This window comes from Aeromonas sp. S15(2024) (assembly GCF_041402265.1).
Lineage (GTDB): Bacteria > Pseudomonadota > Gammaproteobacteria > Enterobacterales > Aeromonadaceae > Aeromonas > Aeromonas dhakensis.
Genome location: NZ_JBGLQY010000009.1, coordinates 47,253 through 69,049, shown reverse-complemented (window position 1 = coordinate 69,049; position 21,797 = coordinate 47,253). Strand labels below are relative to the sequence as shown.

Here is a 21,797-nt window from a genome sequence, read left to right as displayed (position 1 = left end):
AGCTGAATTGATTATCTTGAGGCCAAAATGACACATCTTATTTCCTTTTGAAACAAGCTGATTCAAACAGTCATGAATTATTAACCTTGACCTTTATGGCGATTTCAACGATGGTAGCGTGGCATCCCCGTTTCCTCTTGGTGATCATGTTGATCGCAGGCGGGCTTGTTTTTTCTACGATCCGGTCGATATGCCGCGGCATGTCGCCACGCCTAATTACACGGGCCAATAAAATATAAGATGACAGATTAATAAGGTGTATATCGCAATGAGTGTTGCTATTGCTGAGAAGAGTAATTCCGCATCAAAGTTGAAATGGGAGAAAAGTGATTCGGTATGGACCATGGGATTATATGCCACTGCAGTCGGTGCCGGTACACTGTTTCTCCCAATTACCGTTGGCAGTAATTCGCCGGTTATTTTGCTGTTTATATTATTGATGGCATTTCCGCTTTCTTATTATTCCCATCGGGCATTGAGTCGTTTTGTATTATCCAGCTCCCACCGGGAAGGGGATATTACCCACGTGGTGGAAGAGCACTTCGGGGCGCGGGCAGGCAAGCTGCTGATGCTGGTCTACCTGATGGCCTTTTACCCCATCATTCTGGTCTACAGCATCTCCATCACCAACGCGATCCAGAGCTTTGTGGTGCACCAGCTGGGCAATGCCGAGATCCCGCGCGGCATGCTGGTGTTGGGGGTGATGCTGGGGCTGCACCTGGTGCTGCTGGCGGGCAAGCAGATCGTGGTGTCGGCCATCAGCGTGCTGGCCCTGCCCATGGTCGCCTTCCTCATCGGCCTCTCCATCTATCTGCTGCCCCAGTGGAGCCTCTCCTACTTCAGCGAGAGTCAGGGGGTGGACTGGCGCGACCCGGCGTTCTGGAAATCCCTCTGGCTGATCGTGCCGGTGATGGTGTTCTCCTTCAGCCACGCCCCCATCATCTCCTCTTTCAGTGCGGCGCAGAAGAAGCGCTGTCAGGCGAGCGCCGACCAGCGCGCCAAGCGGATCATCAAGTGCAGCAGCCTGCTGATTTGCGGCAGCGTGCTGTTCTTCGTGGTGAGCTGTGTGATGAGCCTGAGTCAGGCCGAGATGGCGCAGGCCCGCATCGACAATATTTCGGTGCTGTCGGCGCTGGCGAACAAGTTCTCCAATCCGCTGATCGCCTACGTGGGGCCGCTCATCGCCATTCTGGCCATGTCCAAATCCTTCCTCGGCACCTCCATGGGGGTGAGCGAGGGGACGGTGAGCATGGTGAACGGTGCCTGTCAGGGGCTGGGGTTGTCGCTGCGTGAAGCGACCATAGCGCGGGTCTCGTCGGTCATTCTGTTCGTGGTGACCGGGGTGATTACCTACCTCAACCCGAACGTGCTGGAGATTATCGAGAAGGTGAGCGGGCCGCTCATCGCGGTGATCCTGTTCCTGCTGCCGGCCTGCTCCATCTATCGTCTGCCTGCCCTCAAGCGTTATCGCGGGGCGAGCACCCTCTTCGTGCTGGTGATCGGGCTGCTGGCCATCTCGGCCCTTATCTACGATCTGCTGTAACGGCGGATCCCGCACAAGTCAAAAAGGGCGACCCATGGGTCGCCCTTTTTCTTGGTGTTGCCGTTAGCCAAGCAGGGTGGAGACGCTCTGGCCGGCCATCAGCAGGCCGATGGCCAGGGCGCTGAACCAGACCAGGGTGGCGCTCACCAGCAGGTAGCCGCTGGCGACGAACAGGCCGTCGCGCTGCAGCATGCCGATGGCCAGCAGCAGGATGGCCCAGGCCGGCATGGCGTTGGTGAAGGGGATGGCGCCCAGCGGCAGCATCAGCAGCAGGGCCGCCAGCATGATCAGCAGGCCGTTGCAGCGGTTGATGGTGCTGCTGCCGGTCAGCAGCAGCAGGCGCGGGCGGATGAAGCGGTCGATGCGGGCCAGCAGATCCGCCCCCTTGTGCAGGGTCGGCTTGAGCTGATCGGCGGCGAAGCGGCGCTCCATCAGGATGGCTGGCAGCCAGGGCACCCGGTTGAGGGTGATGCCGATGCCGATAAACAGGATCAACAGGCCAAAGGGGGTGCTGACGCCGGGGATGGAGACCGGCAGCAGGAAGGGCACGGTGAGCAGCACGCAAAACAGCAGCATGCCCTGCTCGCCGACCAGGGCCAGCATCTGGCGCAGGCTGATATGGCTATCCTCGATGGCGTGAGCGGTGGCCCGCAGGGTGTCGGAGAGCTTGTTCTGGGGGTCGTTGAGTTGCGCGGCAACCATTCCCTGTGTCCTTCTGGTGAGTGGCACCGGCCCACCATGAGCCGGCTGCCGGCCAGCATACGGGGCAGAGGTTAATCGGGGATGAATAACGGGCGGGACGGCCGAGTGTGATCCTTGCGGCGAAAACGGCGCGATACAGGTTGGGTTTAGGATAGGGGCCAGGGGGCTCTGATATGCTTGACGGGCACTGGTGCAGCGCACGGAGGAGCCGTGATGAAACGAGCAGGGATCATGATGATGGGGCTGTTGTTGCCGCTGGGGCAGGCCTGGAGCGCCGAGGGGGAGGCCGCCCCCGGCTGGCAGGTGACGCCGTTCTTCGGCTACAGCTCGGCCATCGACTTCGAGGCCAATGACGACCCCCAACCGACGCCCGTCGCCACCCGGCTGGAGTCCTTGCAGGGGGAGCGCTCCGGCAGTTGGGGCCTGTTCATCAGCAGGGAGGTGGACGACCCCGGCATGATAGAGCTGCTCTACAGCCACCAGTCCACCCACCTCTCCCCCGATCAGCTGGAACGGTTGACGGTGGATACTCTCCACTTCGCCGGGGCGCTCACCCTGTCGGACAACCTGATGGCCCCCTACATCGGCGCCGGGATCGGCGCGACCCGCTTTGCCGCCTACGACAGCGAGGTGGCCCCCTCCATGTCGCTGGCGCTCGGGGCGCAGCCGCGCCTGACCGAGCATCTGGCGCTGCGGGCCGAGGTGCGCGGCTACGGCTCGCTGGTTAACGACAACAGCCAGTTTCTCTGCAACCCGGATCAGTGCGTGTTCAAGGTGCGTGGCGAGTTGGTGACCCAGTGGCAGGCCAATATCGGCCTGACCCTGCGCTTTTGAGCCCCTTGCATGGCGGCGCCGTGCCGCCCCTGCCTCATGCACTGCCTTCGCTGTCGACCCCGCGGCTGCTGCTGCGGGCGCTTGATGCCGGGGACTGCGCCGATCTGTTCGCCATCTACGGGGATCCCCTGGTGATGCGTTTCGTCGGCGAGCCGCCGTTTCCCTCCCTCGCCACCGTGGCGCAGATGCTGGCAAGCGTCGCGCGGTTGCTGGCCGCTGGCGAGTCGCTGGAGTGGGGGCTGGTGGCGCGCGACAGCGATCGCCTGATCGGCACCTGCGGCCTGCACAGCTTTGCAAACGAGGCCGGTCTGCGCCAGGCGGAGGTGGGCTGCATGCTGGCTCGCCGACATTGGGGAGAGGGATGGATGGCAGAGGCGCTGACGGCCCTGATCGCCTATGCCCGCCGGCTCGGCCTTGCCACGCTGCTGGCGGATATCGAGCCGGACAATCTGCCCAGCCAGCGGCTGTTTCGGCGGCTGGGCTTTGTCTGGCAGCAGGATGGCTGCTACCGCCTGGCGCTGAGAGAGGGGATCACAGCAGACCGCGGGTGAGGCGGCTGAGGGGCTCGTTGACGTCGAACAGCTTGAACTGCACCGCGCTGGCGCCCATGGCGAGCACCCGTTGCTCGTGCATGGTGGCGTAGGCGAGGGCGCTCGCCTCATCCTCGAACAGATAGATGCCACCCGCCTCGCCGGTGCGCGGGTTTTCGGTCCAGATCTTGGAGATGAAGCCCGGCTCCCTGGTGATGGACTCGGCCAGCGGCATGGCCGCGCTCGTGAGGGCCGGCCCCATCAGCTCGGCGGGGAAGTTGAAATGGATCTGCAGCAGGCTGGGCATGGTGCACCTCTGGTGGGTGTTGATTGACGGAGTCCGCATCATAGGAAGCCGGCATCTTGGCTGCAAGAAGGCACATTTTCGTGGCATAGTTACCGCAAAGTAACCACTCGCGAGCCATCCCTTGTCCTCACTGCCCTGTCCCGCCTACCGGGTGCTGCGCCTGCTGGCCGGCAAATGGAAACCGGCCATCCTGTTTCATCTGCGCGAGCAGACCCTGCGCTTTGGCGACCTGCGTCGCAGCCTGCCCGAGGTGAGCCAGAAGGTGCTCACCGCCCAGCTCAAGGAGCTGGAGAGCGACGGCGTCATCATCCGCACCCTCTACCCGGACGTGCCGCCCCGGGTGGAGTACAGCCTGATCCCGCTCGGGGTCGCCCTGATCCCCCTGCTCCAGCAGATGCACGACTTCGCGCTGAGCCACGGCGATCTGCTGGCGCTGAGTGAAGCGGAGGCGGCCCGCGCCGCCCCCCATCTCGGCGAGCCCAGTTAATCCTGCGCCGGCCAGACCATTACCCACTCGGCGCAGCCGGTGTGGGGATCCACGGCGTCGGCCGCCACCTGGAATCCTTGCGAGCGATAGAAGTCGCACGCGGTCCGGTTCTGCTGATAAACCTGCAGCCGCAGGGTCGGCAACTGCCCCTTGGCGTGCTCGAGCAGGGCCTTGCCCAGCCCTTTCCCTTGCTGCGCGGGGGCCACGAAGAGGGCGGCCAGGGAGCCCTCGTGCAGGGAGTAGAAGCCAAGCAGCTGGTCACCCAGGCAGAGCACCTGACTGTCGGCGGCGGGCAGATAGATCTCCCGCATCGGCGCTAGGTTGGCGTGCCAGTAAGCGGGCTCGATGAAGTGGTGGGCCTGCAGGGAGGCTTCCAGCCAGATGGCGAGGACGGCCTCGGTGTCGGCCGGGGTGAAGGGGCGTATCTGCATGAGTGTCTCGTCTGGATTCGTCAAAAGAGGGGCATGGTAGCAGCACTGGCTCTGCCGTCACCCGCCAGCGGGCAAAAGTGGAGCCCTCGTAACAAAAAAGGCGACCCGCAGGTCGCCTGTTGCCGTTAGCCGGCGTAGGGGAGGGAGGAGTGGTGCAGCACGATGCGTACCTTGCCGTCGTCCCCCTTCTTGAAGCCCCAGGTCTTGTCGACCGTGGTCTGCTTGTTGTCCCGGTCGGTCAGGTGCACCTTGCCCATGGTGAGGGCCATGTCGCCGTTGATGTAGACGGCGGCATTGCTGTAGTCGTAGCTCTGCCAGTTCTTGAGGGCGAAGCCGCTGTCGGCGGGATAGGCCTTGTTGTTGCCGACGAAGTAGGCCAGCGCCCCCTCCTGGTTGATGCGAAAGGTCTGCTCGCCGCCGGCCAGGGTCGGCTTGAACAGTACCGGCCCCTGAGCGTAGCCGTAGGCGCTGTCGAGCACGGCGCCGGCGGTGGCCCTGGCCTTGTCGATGCCGCCGCTGCGGTAGTCGTCGCTGATCTGGATCAGGGCCTTGCCCCAGGCATCCTGGGCGGCCTTGATCTCGGCTTCGGTGATGTTGTTGTTGGCGATTTCGGCGGCGCTGAGGGAGCCGCTGGCGGCGAGCAGAACGAGGACAAGGCCGGCTTGCTTGGTAAACAGGGTCTTGGTGAACAACGTCATGGGATGATGACTCCTGGGTTCGCGTTTAAGGAGTCCCGGAGTTTATCTATCCGCGATGAATAAAAATTGAACCCATCATTCAGCCTCGAGTGGGGAGGGATCTGCCTCCCTCCCATCCTCTATTCCCCTCAGCGGGCCCGCAGCAGCCGGCGACTGACCGCCCCCAGCGCCAGCAGCCGGTAGCCGAGCAGGGTGAGCGCCAGCAGCGCCGGCACCTTCAGCAGCTCCCACCACAGCTGCTTGCCCTGCGGGCCGAAGATCATCAGCCACACCACCAGCATCATGTGCAGGCAGTAGAGGCCCAGCACCTTGGGGGCCTGGCGCTCGAGCCAGCTGCCCCGGCCCCAGCCGGGGTTGGCCAGCAGCAGGCCGAACAGTCCCAGCGCCCAGGGAAGCGAACCCAGCAGGAAGTCGTGGCGGTTGAGGGGCACGGTGGCAAAGTGGAGCAGGCACCAAGCCTCCAGGGCGTAGAGCCCCATCCCCGCCGCCATCAGCAGGGCGCAGCGCCTGGCATCCGGCTGCCAGGCGCGCAGGCGCAGCTCGGCGCCGAGAGCCACGAACAGTAGCGAAAAGAAGGGGCCGTTGCGGGTCAGCAGGGCCCACTCGCCCCCCAGCAGCGGCGGACCATAGGAGCCGCCGAGCAGGGCCAGCCCGTAGAGCAGGACGCCCAGCAGCAGGGCCAGCCGGGGCAGGCGGGCCTGCTGGCAGAGCGCCAGGATCAGCACTGCCAGCATCAGAGCGGGCAGGAACCAGAGGTGGATCATGCCGCCCACCCACCAGACGTTGAGCGGATCCCCCAGCTGCATCTGCCACTGGCCTGCCATGGCTGGCAGGTAGCCCTCGCTCACCGCCGCGAGGGGGTTGAAGGGGATCAGCAGATAGAGCAGGCTCCACGCCAGCCAGAGCCCCAGCAGCGGGCGGCAGTAGCGCAGCGCCACCGTCAGGGGGTGGCCTGCGGCGAGGGCGGGTTGCAGAAAGTAGCCGGCACAGAGGAAGAACAGCGGCACCGCGAAGCGGCAGAGCTGGTTGATGATGGCCCCGAGCAGGGGGTAGGGCGTGCCGTCCCACAGGGTGGGATCGAAGGGATTGCTGAAGGGGGAGAGGTGAATGGTCATCACCGCCAGGATGGCCACCACTCGTCCGCATTCGATGCTGGAGATGCGCATGCTGCCTCTTGCCGCAGGGATTGAGGGCGCACCCTAGCAGCCGCAGGTGCTCCCTATCCAGCCGCCAGGACGGCAACTGTGAGCCCCATCGACGGCCGGTTACCCTTTGTTACCCGAGGTGCAGGCAAGGTTACCGCCGCCGAGAGGCCGATCCCGTTTTGGTGTCGGTAAAAGGGCTAGAGCAGGGCCACCAGCACGGTGACCAGGGCGCCCAGCAGCAGCAGGGCGATGCCGCGCGCGGCCGGGCCGTGCAGCTTGTTCCACATCAGCAGGCTGGTGAGGGCCAGCAGCAGCATGGCCAGCGCCGCCAGATCCCCCACCAGCTGCCACGGCAGGCCGGTGCCCATGCCACGGTGCAGCCGGTTGAGGCTGGCGGCGAAGTTGGCCTGCTGCAGTTCGGTGCGCACCAGCAGGGTGCCTTCCACATAGCTGGCGGCCACGCTTTCGCTCAGGGTGACGCCGCGCATCTCCCAGCGGGCCGGCAGGGTGAGCGGGCCGTCGGGGGTGGGCAGGGTCTGGGGCGGGGTGAGCTGGACGCGCCCCTCCTCGAACCCTGCTGCATAGCGTTGTTGCAGCAGGCTTTTCAGCTCATCCGGGCTGGTCAGCGGCGCGCTCAGCACTATCTCTTCGCTGGATTTATCGGTGTGGGGGCCGGGCAGCGGCAGCACGGCCCTGTGTTGCAGCCAGAGGCCGGTGAGGCCGTAGAGCAGCATCAGGGTGAGGGTGGCAAAGCCGGCCCAGGCGTGGATGCGGCGCACCCACTTGTTGTTGTGCAGGGGGAGTTTTCTGCGTCTCATTGCTCGGTGCTTCATAAAAATCTGGCCAGCAGGAGCTGGCCAGAGGGATCGGGAAAAGGGAGGGATCAGAAGCGGTAGGCGGCGCTCAGATGCAGCTGACGGGGTGTGCCCGGCATGATCTGGGAGGCGCTGGTGGCACTGACGAAGTAGTCGTGATCGGTCAGGTTCTCCACGCTCAGCTGGGTTTCCCACTGCTGCCAGCGGTAGCCGGCACGGGCGTCGAAGCGGGCGTAACCGGGCAGGGTGGTGGTGTTGGCGTTGTCGGCGAAGCGATCGCCCACCGCGGTCACCCCGGTCTCGCCGAACCAGCCCTGCTTGCCGCTCTGATAGCCGGCGAACAGCTCGCCGTTCTGGCGAGAGACGTTCATCGGCCGCTTGCCTTGCAGATCGGCGTCCGCTTTGACCTGCTCGGCATCCTGGATGGCGATGCCGCCGCGCAGGTAGAGCTCGTCGGTCAGCTGGGCGCGGGCACTCAGCTCGATCCCCTCGGTGCGCTGCAGACCGGTGAGGATCACCTTGGTGGGATCCAGCGGATCCTTGCTGCGCTTGTTGTACATCTCCAGCCGGTAGAGGGAGAGGGTGGTCGCCAGGCGGCCATCCAGCCAGTCGCTCTTCACGCCGCCCTCGTACAGCCGGGTGTGCTGGGGATCCAGGTTGTTGTTCTTGTCGCCCGGGGTGATGCCGATAAGCTCCCCACCCACCGGGGTGAAGGTCTTGCTGTAGGAGGCGTAGAAGGAGTGCTCCTCGATCGGGTTCCACACCAGGCCCAGGCGCGGGCTCAGGCTGCTGACCGAGACGGTCTCCTCCTTGTTGAGGTCGTTGCGGCGGCTGGTGACGGTGAAGTCGTCGCGGCGCAGACCCGCCAGCAGGTGCCAGTCGCCCAGGCTGAGCTGATCCTGCACATAGAGGCCGTAGCCGCGCACCTTGTGGTTGGCGTCGCTGGAGAGCTTCATGGCGCCGTCGTAGGTGGGCAGGGAGCCCGGATCATAGAGGTTGCCGGCCGGGATCGCGGTGGCGTTCTGGTAGAGCTTGGGGGTGCGCTCCTGCCAGTTCTGCTCGAAGCCCACCAGCAGACGGTGCTCGACGGGGCCGGTCTGCAGCTGGCCTTCGACCTCGGTGTTGCTGATCAGGCTGTTGGCCTTGAGATCCTGTTGCCAGCGGGCGCGGGTCACCTTGTCACCCTTGACGCTGGTGACATAGGTGTTGTCGAACTGGCTGTCGAGGCTGGTGTAGCCCAGCTGTTGGCGCAGTTGCCACTGATCGTTGATGTCCCAGCTGAGGCGCGAACGGGTGGACTGGGCCACATCGTCGATGAAGTCGCGGCGGGTATCGCTGTAGACATACTCCTTCGGCACGTCGGCCGGGCGGCCGTTGACGCCGGGGATGCCGCGATCCGGGGTACGGTCGTGCTCGTTGCGCTCGTACTGCAGCAGCCAGTTCAGCTTGTCGTTGATCTCCCAGTTGACGGAGGGGGCCAGCAGGGTGCGTTTGCTGGTCACGCCGTTGCGAAAGCTGTCCTTGTCTTCCTGGGCCAGGTTGAGGCGCACCTGCACCTGCTCACCCGCTTCACCGTTGAGATCGGCGGCCAGCCGACGGCTGTCGAAGCTGCCGACCTGGGCGCTGACGCTGGACTCCAGCCCCTTCTGCGGTTTCTTGCTGACCCGGTTGACGATGCCGCCGGTGCTGCCACGGCCATAGAGCACCGCCGCCGGCCCCTTGAGCACTTCGACCCGCTCGGTGTTGCCAAGGTCGCGGGTGTACTGCATGTCGTCGCGAAAACCGTCCAGATAGAAGTCGTTGCTGGCGCTGAAGCCGCGGATGTTGACCCCGTCGAAGCGGGTGTCACCGCTGGCGTTGACGCCGGGGATGCCGGTCAGCGCCTCACTCAGGGTGGGCTGGCCGAAGGCGGTCAGCTCGCTGGCCTTGACGCTGTCGATGGCCTGCGGCACCAGCTTGGCCGGGGTGTTGGTACGGGTCGCGGTGGCGACCTCTTCATGTTGGCTGCGTTTGCCGACCACTGTCATGGTCTCGTCTTCGGCGTGCGCGCCGGCGCTCAGGGCCAGCAAGGCGACACTCAGCAGAGTGCGCGGGTGGTGAGGTGTGTGCATGTTGCGTGTTGACTCTTGAAGAAGCGACCTGATGGTCTGAACTTGTTGATTTATTTGTAATTATTTTGTTCTCTCTCATTTGAGAGGATGCTAATGATATTGATTTTCATTAGCTGTGCAATAGAAACATGTTTTGATGATGGGGCTGGGTATCGGATGGCTCGCCCTGCCGGCAGGGGGCCCTGCCGGCAGGGGGCCCTGTCGGCAAGGTGACGGGAGGAGAGAAGAAGGGGGATGAGGGGCTCAGTGGTCGGCGGCGGCGGGGGCGATCCCGGCCAGCTGCTTGCCCAGCACCAGCCGCGGCGCCGGGTCGGTCTGCAGCGGGATATCCTGCAGCGGGGTGCCCTGCAGGTTGCGGTGGATGATGTTGGCCGCCATCCGACCGAGGGCCTGATAGCTGCTGATGGTGCCGATGGTGCAGCCGTGCTCCACATAGAGCTCGGCGCTGCAGATGGTGGGGATGCCTGCCTCGTTGAGGGCGGCCAGTAGCTCGGGGGCGATGGAGAGCAGGTAGCTGTCGGCGGCGAGAAACACGATGCTCTCTTTGGCGTCGCGCTGCAGCCGCTTGAGCTCGTTGGCCAGTCGCCGCTTGTCCGGTGCGATGCGCCAGGTGGTGAGTTCCCACTGGTAGCGCCGGGCCTCGCGCAGCAGCATCTCGCCGGTCAGCAGGGTGTTCTGCTCGCGTGGGTTGAACGGCAGCAGCAGCCCCTTGCTGGCGGGCAGATAGCGGCGGGCGTTGGCGAGCTGCAGCGCCATCGGCACCATGTTGCTGGTGCCGGCCACCATCCGGTTTTCCGTCTTGTCGTCGGACAGGAAGCCGGCCCCGACGGGGTCGGACACTATGCTGAAAATCAGCGGCTTGCGGTTGCCCACCAGGCTCTTGACCATGGCCGTGGCGGTGGTGCCGAAGCAGTAGATGTAGTCGTAGTCGGCGAGGGAGGGCAGCAGTTGCTGGCGCAGCAGGGTGGCCAGCGCGGTTCTGTCCTGATTGGCGTTGAAGGTGACGAAGGTAGGGTGATGACCGAGCCGGTTGAGCGCGTCGCGAAAGCCGCGCTCGGCGTCCGTTTCGCCGCGCCACAGCACCATGGCGATGGTCAGCGCCTGAACGGGCAGGGCGCAGAGCAGGCAGCAGCAGATGAGCAGGCGTAGCGGCATGTTGATCTCCTCGTCTTGGCTCTGTTGAGCCTAGATCATGGAGGGCCGGGCGCGTCGGGGCGGACAAAAAAGAGCGCGCCGGCATCAGCCGGCGCGCGCAGAGCAGAGGGGCCCGACTTAGAAGTCGTAGCGGGCCGCCAGCTGGAAGTCATCCTTGACGTTGAGCTTGCCGCTCTCTTTGCTGTCGAGGTTGTTGATGCGGTACTCGCCGATGACACGCAGGTTCTTGTTGAACTTGTACTGGGCGCCCAGGGTGTAGTAGTCGATGGAGTCGTAGTCAGCCTTGCCGGACTGCTCCACCTTCTGCTTGTTCCACAGCGCCATCAGGCCGAAGCCGTTCTCGAAGTTGTAGCCCAGCGCCCCTTCCCAGCCGGTGTGATCCTTGCCGGTGGCCAGGAAGTCACTGCCGTCCGCATAGCTCAGGGCGGCATAGACTGCCTTGTTGTCGTACTTGGCGGAGAGCAGCCACAGCTTGGCATCCTCTTCCCCGTTCTTGTCGCGGATACCCACGTTGTAGGCGGTACCCAGTGCCAGATTGAACGGGAAGGTGTAGGCCACGGCGGCGCCGTAGGCAGCATCGCTGTCCTTGCTGGTGGTCTCTTCGGTGTCACCGCCGTCGAACTTGTAGCTGGTATCGATCTGGAAGCCGTTGAACAGACCAGAGTACTTCAGCACGGAACCGGCGCGGTTGGTGGCGAAGGTGTCGGTCTTGGCGCCGAGGGCCTCGTTGCCGTAGCCGTCGGAGAGGGAGACGTCAGTCCAGTCGGCCAGGAAGCCAGGGGCCCCCTTCTGGCGACCAAAGGTGATGTTGCCCCAGTCGGCGCCGACACCAGCGAACGCCAGACGGGTGCGCAGGTTGTCGGAGTTCTCGCTGATGGTCTTCTCGCTGTCGTTGATGTACATCTGCACTTCGTACTGGGCCAGCGCCTTCAGTTGGCTGTTGATCTGGCTGTCGACCTTGGCGCCGAAGCGGACGAACTGGTTGGCGCCCTGCTTGTCGCTGTACTCCTGGGTTCCGTTCGGATGGGTGCTGTCGACCCCTTCCTTCTTGTCACCGAAGAACTGGCCGGCGTAGATGCGGCCGTACAGATCCAGGGTGGTGGTGTCATTCTTGTAAACTTCAACGGCTTGAGCCTGGAAGGCCGCGGTGAGAGCCAGTGCCACTACAGTCAGCTTTTTCATCTTAATCCCTTGTGTTGCAAGCTTTGTTGTAAAAGACGGGGGCCATGCTAGGCAGGGGGGATGACAGCGGGGTGACACTCTCGTGAAGTGTCGGTGGCGGTTTGATGTCAAATTGGTGAAAGGGCCGTGTTTTGTGTGACGAACCGCCACTTTTGCGCGCAAAGGTTTGCCCTTGTGGTAGAATGCCGCCCGTTTTCGAGCTCCAAAGGTTGGATATGCGATGAGACGTGAACTGGCAATCGAGTTTTCCCGAGTGACGGAAGCGGCTGCACTGGCTGGCTACAAGTGGCTCGGACGTGGTGACAAGAATATCGCCGATGGGGCGGCCGTTGCGGCCATGCGCCATATCCTCAATCAGATCCAGATCGATGGTGAGATTGTGATCGGCGAGGGTGAAATTGACGAAGCTCCCATGCTCTACATCGGCGAGAAGGTGGGCACCGGCATGGGCGACGCGGTGGACATCGCGGTCGATCCCATCGAGGGTACCCGCATGACCGCCATGGGTCAGGCCAATGCCCTGGCCGTGCTGGCCGTCGGCGACAAGGGCTCCTTCCTCAAGGCCCCCGACATGTACATGGAGAAGCTGATCGTGGGTCCCAAGGCCAAGGGTGCCATCGACCTCGATCAGGCCCTCGAGCTGAACCTCAAGGCCGTGGCCAAGGCGCTCGGCAAGCCGCTCTCCCGCCTGACCGTGATCACTCTGGCCAAGCCGCGTCACGACAAGGCGATCAAGGAGATGCAGGGGCTGGGCGTGCGGGTGTTCGCCATTCCCGACGGCGACGTGGCCGCCTCCATCCTCACCTGTCTGCCGGACAGCGAAGTGGACATGCTGTACGGCATCGGCGGCGCACCGGAAGGGGTGATCTCGGCGGCGGTGATCCGTGCGCTGGACGGTGACATGCAGGCCCGCCTGGTGCCCCGTCATCAGGTCAAGGGCGACAGCCCGGAAGTGCGTGCGCTGGGCGAGCAGGAAATTGCCCGCTGCGAGGCGCTCGGCATCGACGTGAGCAAGGTGCTCAAGCTGGAAGACCTGGCCAAGAATGACAACGTCATCTTCTCGGCCACCGGCATCACCAAGGGTGATCTGCTGGACGGCATCACCAGCGACGGCGTCATGGCGACCACCGAGACCCTGCTGATCCGTGGCAAGTCGCGGACCATCCGTCGCATCAAGTCGATCCACTTCCTGGACCGCAAAGACAGCGTGGTACGCGACATCATCCTCTAATCAGGAAGATGGCTGTGGTGGCAAGTCACGTATTCTCATGCCATCGCATCAAGTCGATCCACTTCCTGGACCGCAAAGACAGCGTGGTGCGGGACATCATCCTGTAAGCTGGATGCGCGCGGGGTAACCCCCATGGTACCGCCTGAAAAGCCCGACGCTGTCGGGCTTTTTGTTGCCGGTCGGCAAGGGTTATTTCATGGTGTGGCCGGGATAACAGTGAGGAATATCCCCGCCCTTTGCTACACTGGCGCACCCTGCCGAGGAAAGCATTACATGGAATGTCGTCAAGGTTGCGGTGCCTGCTGCATCGCCCCCAGTATCAGCAGCGCCATTCCCGGCATGCCCGACGGCAAACCGGCCGGCGTGCCCTGTGTGCAGCTCGATGCGCGGCTGGGTTGCAAGATCTTCGGCCAGCCCGAGCGGCCGGCGGTGTGCAGCGGTTTTCGTCCCATGCAGGACGTGTGCGGCTACCACCGGGAAGAGGCCATCTGGCTTATCGGTGAGCTGGAGCGCATGACGGCCTGAGGCTGACCCTCTCCCTCAGGGAGAGGGTAGGGTGAGGGTGGTAACTGGTTCCCCCCTCATCCCCGACCCTTCTCCCGCGAGGGGAGAAGGGAGATCTGCCATCCGGAGCAATCCCAATAATCCCAATAGAAAGAGGCCGCAAATGCGGCCTCTTTTTTATTTCGCGACGAACTGCGTCAAACATCTGCCAGCTGCAATGCCTGGCGGTAGTACTCGTTGGCCTTGTTGGTGAGGCGGCGCTTGTCCATCACCTGACCGAGAGCGTGGTAGACGGCGGCATTCGGCGCCTTGGCGACCTCCTGCTCCAGCAGGCGCTGGGCGTCGTCCAGCTGACCGGCCAGCAGGTAGACCTGGGCCAGCGCGGCATCGACGTCCGGTTGATCCTGGATCTTCTGCAACAGGGTCAGCATCGGCTGGTAGCTGTCGAGCTTGAGCTTGGGCAGACGGGCCAGCAACTGGGGCGAGACCTGCTTGCGCAGCGCATCCAGCCACAGCTCGGCGGCTTCATTGTCGGCCCCCAGCTGGCGCAGGCGATCGCCATAGGCGGCCAGCAGATCCGGATCCTGGCGCAGCTTGCGCGGCAGCTCCTGCCAGATCGGGCGCAGGGTCTCGAGGGCGCCGCTGGCGGCGTTCAGGCGACCACGCCAGGCCTGCTGCAGCAGATCCTCTTCCTGTTTGGGGGTCAGCTTGCCCACCTTGTGCAGCACCGGAATGAGGTCGATGAGGGTGGTCCAGTCCTCGCGGGCCAGGTGCACCTGGCGCAGCTGGTCCAGCACCATGGGGTGGCGCGGGTTGAGGGAGTAGACGGATTCCAGCATGGCCAGCGCGGTGTCGTACTGGCCCTGCTCGATCTGCAGCTGGGTCTGGGTCAGGGTCAGCGCCAGCTCGGCCTTGGGGTTCTCCTCCTGCGCTTTTTGCAGGTATTGATCCCGGCGCACGTCATCGCCCCGTGCCTGGGCCGCCTTGGCGGCGCTCAGGTAGTTGAGCAGTGGGGTGTCGCTGTTGCTGGCGCCCTTGAGCATCAGCTTCTCGGCCTGGCTGTAGTGTCCCTCGGCCATGGCCAGGGTAGCGGCCACGGTCTGCTGGTTGGCCTTGCGACGCCGGCGCGAGCCATACCAGCCCAGCGTCTTGCGGCGCAGGCCGAATACCCGGCCCAGCACCCACTCGACAATGAGCAGCAGACCGTAGAACAGCACCGCCAGGATCACCGCGCTGGTGACCGAAGACTCCACCGTGTAGTTGCCCAGCGAGATCAGCACATAACCCTTGTTGCCGGAGGCCTGCGGGCCGAAGATGAGGCCGGCCACCATCACGGCCACCAGTACAATCAGACGAATCATGGTGCCCTCCTCAGTTGCTGGCCAGAATGCGCTGCAGGCGCTCGGTCAGCACCTCTTCCAGCATGGCCTGGGTCTTGAAGCGATCCGGGTAGTTGAACTGGATCTGCTCCCCCTTGAGCTTGTCCAGCTCGGACTGCATGTAGTGGGTGGCGCTGTTGTCGGTGTCGAAATACTGGGTCAGCCAGCGCTGGGCCTTGTCCAGGCTGTCGTCATAGAGAGCCTGCTGCTCACGGTAGACGGCGAGCTGGGCCTGCAGCAGCTTGGTCTTGAGGTTCTCGCGCAGGAAGATCTCCTGCTGCGGGGAGAGCAGGGCCTCCACCGCGCCGTCGCGACGGCGGATGGTGATGAAGTTTTCGGTGAACTTGACCCAGTTCTTCTTCAGGTTGCTTTCCCACTCGTCTGGGTTGGTGCTGACGGTCTGATCCGGCTCTGCCTTGGCTTCCGGCATGCTGACGGTGGAGAGCGGCAGCAGCTCGATCTGATCGGAGAGGGCGGCCAGTTTCAGGGTCAGCCCCTCGCGGTCGATGCGCGGCATCCCCTTGAGCTGGGCGATGTCTTCGGCCAATGCCTTGCGGATGGGCATCAGGCTGGGATCGTTGAGCGCCCTGATGCGCTCGTCGGCATTGCCGAGCAGGGTGATGGCGGAGACGAGGTCGTGTTCCAGCCAGAGCTTGCGACCGGCCATCCGCACCAGGTATTCGGATTCGGCCAGCATCCAGTCGTTGGGGCGCTTGTCGTTGAGATCCAGCACCCGGGTCTGCAGACCCTTGAGCTCGTCCTGCAGCAGTTGCTGCTGCTTGCCGAGGGCGGCCAGCTGTTCGCCATCCTTGCTGTTGCTCTGATCCAGTTTGGCCATGGCGTCAGCCAGCTGTTGCTTGAGGGCGCCAAGTTCGGCCTGCTGGGCCACCGCGTTCTGGTGGCCGTGCAGATAGAGTCCGCCGGTCAGGCCGAGGGCCAGCAGGATGGCGATACCGCCGAGCACTGCACCCGAGCCGCCCTTCTTGTTGTTGCTGACCTGCTGGCCGGGTTGCTTGTTGTCGGCCACGGAGGCCGCGGCACTCGGCTGGACTTCTTGCTGTTCAGTCATTCCATCTTCCTCAGTTCCAGAGCGGCCGTCAGGGCCTGGTTGGATGCACCCTGGGCAATCGTGATATGGGTAAAGCCCGCCGTCGCGGCCAGCTCGGCCACCCGCGGGCTGGGGACCACCAACAGGCGGTCGTGCAGCCAGGGCTGCTGCCGGTCCGGGACCAGTTCCAGCAGCCGTTGCAGCAGTTCGCCACTGGTGACGAGCAGGCTGTCGAGCCCGGCCGCCTGCCAGTGGCGGGTCAATGCGTCCCCGTCCAGTGCGGGGTAGTGGCGCTCATAGGCCGCACAATAGTGCACCAGTGCGCCGCGTGAGGCCAGCGTCCGGGCGATGAGATCCCGGCCGCCATTGCCGCGCAGGATCAGCACCCGCTTGCCATTCACCTGTTGCAGACCGGGCAGGGCCAGCAGCCCCTCGCTGCGCGGATCCTCCGGGCAGGCTGCCGTGATGCCGACGGCCGAAAAGGCGTCCGCGCTGGCCTGGCCGACTGCAAAGTAGTCAATATTTGGCCAGGTCTGACCAGTTTGCAACAGAAAATGATGAGTGAAATTAACTGCATGCATGCTGACGGCGATGACGATGTCGGCCTGGGGCAGCAGTTCGGGCAGGCGCTGCAGCTCGCCGCCCGCCACGGTTTCCAGCAGCGGGCAGCAGAGCGGTGCGTGGCCGTGCTGGCGCAGCAGTGCCACCAGTTCGGCGGCCTGGGCGGCCGGGCGCACCACCAGCGGGACCATCAGGGTTGGCTCCGGCATGGCGGCCATGCTTCGACCCGGCCCGCACTCATGCCCGGTAGACCTCGGCCAGGATGGCATCGGCACCATCGGCCAGCAGGCGCTGGGCCAGGGTGTGACCGAGGGCCTCGCCGTCGGCCAGCGGGCCGCGGATCTCGTCGCGGATGACGCGGCTGCCATCCGGACTGCCCACCAGGCCGCGCAGCCACACTTCCTCTCCCTCTACCAGGGCGTAGGCCCCGATGGGGACCTGACAGCCCCCCTGCAGGGCACGGTTCATGGCGCGCTCGGTCAGCACCCGGATGCGGGTCTCGGGGTGCTCGAGCGGTGCCAGCAGGGCGTGCAGCTCGTGATCGTCGAGGCGGCACTCGATGCCGACCGCGCCCTGGCCGTTGGCAGGCAGGCTCTGTTCCGGCTCGATGAAGGCGGTAATGCGGTGCGCCATCTCCAGCCGTTTCAGGCCGGCGGCGGCGAGGATGATGGCGTCGTATTCACCGGCGTCCAGCTTGGCGAGACGGGTGTTGACGTTGCCGCGCAGGTCGCGAATGACCAGATCCGGGCGTGCTGCGCGCAGCTGGCACTGGCGACGCAGGCTGGAGGTGCCGACCACGGCGCCTTGCGGCAGCTCGTCAATGGCGGTGAAGCGGTTGGAGACGAAGGCATCGCGCGGATCTTCGCGCTCGCAGATGGTGTGCAGGCCGAGCCCCTCGGGGAACTCCACCGGTACGTCTTTCATGGAGTGCACGGCGATGTCGGCCCGTCCCTCCAGCATGGCCGTTTCCAGCTCCTTGACGAACAACCCCTTGCCGCCGACCTTGGCGAGCGGGGTATCCAGGATCTTGTCACCCTGAGTGCTCATGGGGACCAGCTCGACCTGCAACTCGGGGTACAGGGCTTCCAGCCGGTCTTTGACGAAGTTGGCCTGCCACATGGCCAGGGGGCTCTTGCGAGTGGCAATTTTCAGGGTTCGGGCTGCCATATCAATCAGTTGTTTCATCTTTAGAAGGAAAACGATCTTACCACCCTTTGCAGGGGCTTTCATGGCACAGCCGGCAAAAGCGGGGCCAAGCTCAAAAACAGCGGCTGAAAATGATTTTCATTAAACTAAAATGCAAGGTTAATTTATTGAAATTTAAAAAAATTATTGCTTTCCAATGATACTGTTTAGTGACTTGTCATAAATAATCCGGCGATTGTGTGCGGGCTTGTTTACCACCGCTGTTTGCATTGTTAACATGATCACACTTTTTTGACGTCTCCCCGTTTTGGTGCGTCATTTATCACCTCGTATAGGCAGGGCATTGCTGGTAAAACTCGACACGCTGGTGGCGCGCTACGACGACATCAATCGTCTCAAGACGCAGCGGGCGTTAGGTCTCATGAGTCGCTACGGGCAGCAGGTCTTCCAGCTGTTACCCGTCATGCTGCACTTCAATCACCCCCTGCTGCCCGGTTATGTGGCGGGGGATGTGCCGCACGGCATCTGGAGTTTTACCGCCAACGAAGCCCAGCAGGCCTTCATTGAGGATCTCTGCCAGAACGCCAACTGCCAGAACGGCCTCACCACCCATGACAAGTCGATCCAGGGGCTCTACTCCATGGGCAGCACCTCGTCCATCGGTCAGTGCTGCCATTCGGATCTCGACATCTGGGTCTGCCACGTGGCCGGTCTGTCGCAGGAACGGCTCGCGCTGCTGGATCTCAAGTGTCAGCAACTCTCCAAGTGGGCAGAGCAGCGGGGGGTCGATCTCAACTTCTTCCTGATCCCCGAGGACAAGTTCCGCCAGCGCAACGACGCCCAGATGCAGGGGGAGAGCTGCGGCAGCGCCCAGCACCTGCTGCTGCTCGACGAGTTCTACCGCAGCGCCATGCACATCGCCGGCAAGCGGCTGCTCTGGTATCTGGTGCCTGCCGAGTATGACGATCACTACGACGACTACGTCAACGGCCTGTTTGCCCACGGCAAGCTGAGCCAGGATGACTGGCTCGATCTGGGGGGCTTCAACCGCATTCCGGCCGAGGAGTATTTCGGCTCCGCCCTCTGGCAGCTCTACAAGGGGATCGACTCCCCCTACAAAGCGGTGCTCAAGTCGGTGCTGATGGAGGCCTACTCCCACGAGTACCCCAACACCCGCCTGCTGTCGGTGACCAGCCGCGACTGGTTCCAGCACAACGAGGGGATGCACTACCGGCTCGACAACTACTGCCTGATGCTGGACAAGGTGACCAACTACCTCAAATCCATCGGCGACATGCAGCGGCTCGATCTGGTGCGCCGCTGTTTCTATCTGAAGGTGTGCGACGGCCTCAGCCATCCGAAAGAGGATCACTCCCCGGCCTGGCGCCGCGAGCTGATGACCCAGCTGGTGGACTACTGGGGCTGGAGCCGGGAGCGGCTGCAGCATCTGGATCACCGCCAGGAGTGGAAGGTGGAGGACGTCAAGGTGGCCTACGCCGAGCTGCTGGAGGCCCTGATGCAGAGCTATCGCAACCTCATCCAGTTCGCCCGGCGCAACAACATCAGCGAGTCCATCAACCCGGAAGACATCGGCATACTGTCGCGCAAGCTCTATGCCGCGTTCGAGAGCCTGCCGGGCAAGGTGCAGCGCATCAACCTCAAGATAGCGCCGGACTTGAGCGAGCCGGATCTCAGCTTCGTGCAGGTGCCGCACGGCCGCCTGAACCGCGCCGGCTGGTATCTCTACAAACATTCGCTGGAGCCGGTGGACATCATAGGGCGGGCGCCGCTCGAATATAACGGCTACATCAGCAAGCTGGTCTCCTGGGCCTACTTCAATGGCCTGCTGACGCCCCAGTCCCGGGTGCACCTGTTCAACCAGGGCTCGGATCTGCACATCGACAACCTGCACCAGTTCTGTCGCGATCTCTCCGGCACCTTCCCGGTCAAGTATCCCCGTGCCACCAACCTGGCCCTGAGCCGGCCCTGCGAAATTCGCCAGCTCTCCATCTTCCTCAACCTGGAGACGGACCCGACCAGCCACTGGGTGGGCCAGGTGATCGAATTCGACGCCAACGCCGCCGACGTCTTCTCGTTCGGCCGCAACCTGGAGTGCCTGGTGGGCTCGGTGGACCTGGTCTATCGCAACTCCTGGAGCGAGATCCGCACCCTCCACTTCCAGGGGGACGAAGCCGTGGTAGACGCCCTCACCACCATCCTCGGCAAGATGCACCAGGATGCCGCCGCCCCCGAGATGATCGAGGTGTTCTGCTACAGCCAGCACTTCCGCTCCCTGGTGCGCAGCCGCTTCCAGCAGCTGGTGGCCGAGTGCATCGAGCTGCGTCTGGCCCGCGACAAGCAGCAGCTGGTCAAGACGCTGGCGCTCGGCAAGGAGAAGTACGGCATCTTCTTCGAGCGGCGCGGGGTGTCGGTCAAGAAGCTGGAGAATGCGGTCGACTTCTACCGCCACATCTCCCACAACAAGCTGGATCACCTGCCGCTGCGGCTCGACAAGACCCACAGCCAGCACCTGCCCGGCATCGTCGACGCCTACGCCAGCGAGGGGCTGGTGCAGTTCTTCTTCGATACCCGGGATGCGGGCACCAACATCTATATCCTGGACGAGGCGAACCGGGTGGAGATCTACCAGCACTTCGCCGGCAACAAGGATGAGCTGGTGCAGGGGGTGAACCGCTTCTACACCTCCAGCCACGAGCGCTTCAGCGACGCGGGCCAGTTCAGCAACTTCAACCTGCCCCAGTACTACGAGATAGTGCAGATCAATGGCGAGCTGGAGGTGATCCCCTACCGCAGCCAGGGTCAGCTGCGCGATGGCGGTCAGGGGCGCGAGCTCGGCTCCGCCGCAGGCGCGGGGTAGGGCAGGGGCCCGCCCGGCGTGCGCGCAAGCGCCCCGGTCTCGGCCCCCTGCTGCACAGGATCATCGCCCATATTGAATGAAAACGGCCTGCATCTGCAGGCCGTTTGGCTATTCGGGAACTGGCTCAGCCCGCGAGGCGGGCCAGCAGCCACTGGCGGATGTCGTCGAGCTGCGGGCGGCAGATCTCGTGGCGCATGGGGTACTCGTGCCACTCGGGGGAGAGTCCGGCCGCTTCCAGCCGGTTCTTGGCGTCCCAGCCCATGGAGAGGCTCACCACGTCGTCATAGATGCCATGCATGTAGCAGATGGGCAGACTGCGAGAGGCTTCGCTCATCTCGCCAAGCAGGGCATCGGGCGCCGCCAGGTAGGTGGACATGCAGAGCAGGCCCGCCAGTTGCTGCGGCAGGCGCAGGGCGGTGAAGGAGGCAATCACGCCCCCCTGGGAGAAGCCGGCCAGCACGATGCGCTCGGGGGCGAAGCCCTCGGCCACCAGCTGCTCGATCAGCGCGGCGATGCGGGCCGCAGACTCCCTGACGTGGGACTCCACGGCGCGATCCGCCGGATCCTCGAAGCTTCTGATGTCGTACCAGCCGCGCATCTTGTAGCCCATGTTGATGGTGATCGGCCGCTCGGGCGCATCGGGCAGCAGGTGACGCACCGGCAGGTCGGCGGGCAGGGTCAGCGCATCCACCAAGGGGGCCAGGCCGGCGCCGGAATCCCCCAGCCCGTGCAGCCAGATCACCGCATGACGGGCATCGGCAGGGTGCAGATCGATCATGGGAACTGGACGGGCTCGCCCGCCTGGGTGCTACAGGCCTGGCTCAGCAGGGTCTTGAGCTCATGGCCGAAGCGGTTGTCGATCCAGCTCTCCCCTTGCAGCTCGAAGTGGAAGCCGTTCTCGCGGGTGGCGACCCAGATCTGGTGCAGGGGCTCCTGCTTGTTGATGATGACCTTGGTCTTGTTCTCGAAGCTCAGGGTCAAGACCCCGCCAGCGCGTTCGCAGTCGATATCCGGATACCCCTCGTCGATGGTGTCTTCCACATACTGGAAAAAGGTGTCGGTCAGGGCGTGATACTCGTGATCCTTCATCGGTTTATCCTGTTGCTTTTA

General features: G+C 63.9%; 22 protein-coding genes. 7 read left to right on the top strand and 15 right to left on the bottom strand.

From position 1 onward, the window contains the following. The first annotated feature begins 268 nt into the window (after positions 1-268). Positions 269-1,543 (top strand): amino acid permease, encoded by a 1,275-nt coding sequence (locus ACB033_RS17080; protein ID WP_371140643.1) that lies wholly within the window; start codon positions 269-271, stop codon positions 1,541-1,543. 63 nt (positions 1,544-1,606) lie between these two features. Here the strand turns inward: ACB033_RS17080 and ACB033_RS17075 are convergent, their stop codons facing one another. Next, positions 1,607-2,245, bottom strand: a complete 639-nt coding sequence (locus tag ACB033_RS17075) for an exopolysaccharide biosynthesis protein (RefSeq protein WP_019841017.1) — start codon at positions 2,243-2,245, stop codon at positions 1,607-1,609. 213 nt (positions 2,246-2,458) lie between these two features. Between ACB033_RS17075 and ACB033_RS17070 the strand changes: the two genes are divergently transcribed. Together ACB033_RS17070 and ACB033_RS17065 are read left to right on the top strand one after the other, a co-directional pair. Further along, positions 2,459-3,079 carry an outer membrane beta-barrel protein gene (locus ACB033_RS17070; RefSeq protein WP_017779795.1) on the top strand — a complete coding sequence of 207 codons (621 nt, stop codon included), beginning with the start codon at positions 2,459-2,461 and terminating at the stop codon, positions 3,077-3,079. Positions 3,080-3,084: 5 nt separating this feature from the next. Then, positions 3,085-3,630, top strand: coding sequence for a GNAT family N-acetyltransferase (locus ACB033_RS17065; protein ID WP_017779794.1), 546 nt, complete (start codon positions 3,085-3,087; stop codon positions 3,628-3,630). On the opposite strand, the gene ACB033_RS17060 is transcribed toward ACB033_RS17065, so the two are convergent. After that, the gene (locus ACB033_RS17060) at positions 3,611-3,916 is read right to left on the bottom strand and encodes a monooxygenase (RefSeq protein ID WP_017764631.1); all 306 of its coding nucleotides are present in this window, start codon (positions 3,914-3,916) and stop codon (positions 3,611-3,613) included. The genes ACB033_RS17065 and ACB033_RS17060 overlap by 20 nt on opposite strands. Before the next feature lie 121 nt (positions 3,917-4,037). Between ACB033_RS17060 and ACB033_RS17055 the strand changes: the two genes are divergently transcribed. Beyond that, the gene (locus tag ACB033_RS17055) at positions 4,038-4,403 is read left to right on the top strand and encodes a winged helix-turn-helix transcriptional regulator (RefSeq protein ID WP_371140642.1); all 366 of its coding nucleotides are present in this window, start codon (positions 4,038-4,040) and stop codon (positions 4,401-4,403) included. Here ACB033_RS17055 and ACB033_RS17050 read toward each other — a convergent pair. From ACB033_RS17050 to ACB033_RS17020, 7 genes are all read right to left on the bottom strand, one after another. Next, positions 4,400-4,834, bottom strand: coding sequence for an N-acetyltransferase (locus ACB033_RS17050; RefSeq protein ID WP_017783676.1), 435 nt, complete (start codon positions 4,832-4,834; stop codon positions 4,400-4,402). The genes ACB033_RS17055 and ACB033_RS17050 overlap by 4 nt on opposite strands. A 125-nt stretch (positions 4,835-4,959) precedes the next feature. Further along, on the bottom strand, positions 4,960-5,532 hold the full coding sequence (locus tag ACB033_RS17045) for a hypothetical protein (RefSeq protein ID WP_201899817.1): 573 nt from the start codon (positions 5,530-5,532) through the stop codon (positions 4,960-4,962). Between the two features lie 128 nt (positions 5,533-5,660). After that, positions 5,661-6,698: an acyltransferase gene (locus ACB033_RS17040; protein ID WP_371140641.1), complete on the bottom strand. Its 1,038-nt coding sequence runs from the start codon at positions 6,696-6,698 to the stop codon at positions 5,661-5,663. Positions 6,699-6,874: 176 nt separating this feature from the next. Continuing rightward, entirely contained in the window at positions 6,875-7,495 is a 621-nt protein-coding gene (locus ACB033_RS17035) for a PepSY-associated TM helix domain-containing protein (protein WP_162726138.1), read from the bottom strand. A gap of 65 nt (positions 7,496-7,560) precedes the next feature. Beyond that, entirely contained in the window at positions 7,561-9,603 is a 2,043-nt protein-coding gene (locus ACB033_RS17030) for a TonB-dependent siderophore receptor (RefSeq protein ID WP_244365763.1), read from the bottom strand. A 243-nt stretch (positions 9,604-9,846) separates the two neighbouring features. Next, positions 9,847-10,758: an ABC transporter substrate-binding protein gene (locus ACB033_RS17025; RefSeq protein ID WP_371140640.1), complete on the bottom strand. Its 912-nt coding sequence runs from the start codon at positions 10,756-10,758 to the stop codon at positions 9,847-9,849. A 117-nt stretch (positions 10,759-10,875) separates the two neighbouring features. Further along, positions 10,876-11,940 (bottom strand): porin, encoded by a 1,065-nt coding sequence (locus ACB033_RS17020; RefSeq protein WP_010635316.1) that lies wholly within the window; start codon positions 11,938-11,940, stop codon positions 10,876-10,878. Positions 11,941-12,160: 220 nt separating this feature from the next. Here ACB033_RS17020 and glpX point away from each other — a divergent pair, with 220 nt between their 5' ends. Next, positions 12,161-13,171, top strand: coding sequence for a class II fructose-bisphosphatase (gene glpX / locus ACB033_RS17015; RefSeq protein WP_005308234.1), 1,011 nt, complete (start codon positions 12,161-12,163; stop codon positions 13,169-13,171). 273 nt (positions 13,172-13,444) lie between these two features. Beyond that, the gene (locus ACB033_RS17010; RefSeq protein ID WP_005308237.1) at positions 13,445-13,696 is read left to right on the top strand and encodes a YkgJ family cysteine cluster protein; all 252 of its coding nucleotides are present in this window, start codon (positions 13,445-13,447) and stop codon (positions 13,694-13,696) included. 176 nt (positions 13,697-13,872) lie between these two features. Here the strand turns inward: ACB033_RS17010 and ACB033_RS17005 are convergent, their stop codons facing one another. Genes ACB033_RS17005 through hemC form a run of 4 tightly spaced genes read right to left on the bottom strand, consistent with a single transcriptional unit; the run spans position 13,873 to position 17,830 of the window. Beyond that, positions 13,873-15,036 (bottom strand): heme biosynthesis HemY N-terminal domain-containing protein, encoded by a 1,164-nt coding sequence (locus tag ACB033_RS17005; protein ID WP_139726484.1) that lies wholly within the window; start codon positions 15,034-15,036, stop codon positions 13,873-13,875. 10 nt (positions 15,037-15,046) lie between these two features. Beyond that, positions 15,047-16,123, bottom strand: coding sequence for a uroporphyrinogen-III C-methyltransferase (locus ACB033_RS17000; protein WP_024942163.1), 1,077 nt, complete (start codon positions 16,121-16,123; stop codon positions 15,047-15,049). Next, complete coding sequence (locus ACB033_RS16995) at positions 16,120-16,854, bottom strand: uroporphyrinogen-III synthase (RefSeq protein ID WP_124250136.1); 735 nt, start codon at positions 16,852-16,854, stop codon at positions 16,120-16,122. The genes ACB033_RS17000 and ACB033_RS16995 overlap by 4 nt, the downstream gene beginning before the upstream one ends. A gap of 46 nt (positions 16,855-16,900) precedes the next feature. Then, positions 16,901-17,830 (bottom strand): hydroxymethylbilane synthase, encoded by a 930-nt coding sequence (gene hemC / locus ACB033_RS16990; protein WP_010635311.1) that lies wholly within the window; start codon positions 17,828-17,830, stop codon positions 16,901-16,903. 322 nt (positions 17,831-18,152) lie between these two features. Here hemC and ACB033_RS16985 point away from each other — a divergent pair, with 322 nt between their 5' ends. Continuing rightward, complete coding sequence (locus tag ACB033_RS16985; RefSeq protein ID WP_139726483.1) at positions 18,153-20,687, top strand: class I adenylate cyclase; 2,535 nt, start codon at positions 18,153-18,155, stop codon at positions 20,685-20,687. Between the two features lie 124 nt (positions 20,688-20,811). On the opposite strand, the gene ACB033_RS16980 is transcribed toward ACB033_RS16985, so the two are convergent. Further along, the gene (locus tag ACB033_RS16980) at positions 20,812-21,465 is read right to left on the bottom strand and encodes an alpha/beta hydrolase (RefSeq protein WP_017786026.1); all 654 of its coding nucleotides are present in this window, start codon (positions 21,463-21,465) and stop codon (positions 20,812-20,814) included. Further along, positions 21,462-21,776: an iron donor protein CyaY gene (gene cyaY / locus ACB033_RS16975; protein ID WP_139726482.1), complete on the bottom strand. Its 315-nt coding sequence runs from the start codon at positions 21,774-21,776 to the stop codon at positions 21,462-21,464. Before cyaY ends, ACB033_RS16980 begins: the two co-directional genes overlap by 4 nt. Positions 21,777-21,797: the final 21 nt, after the last annotated feature.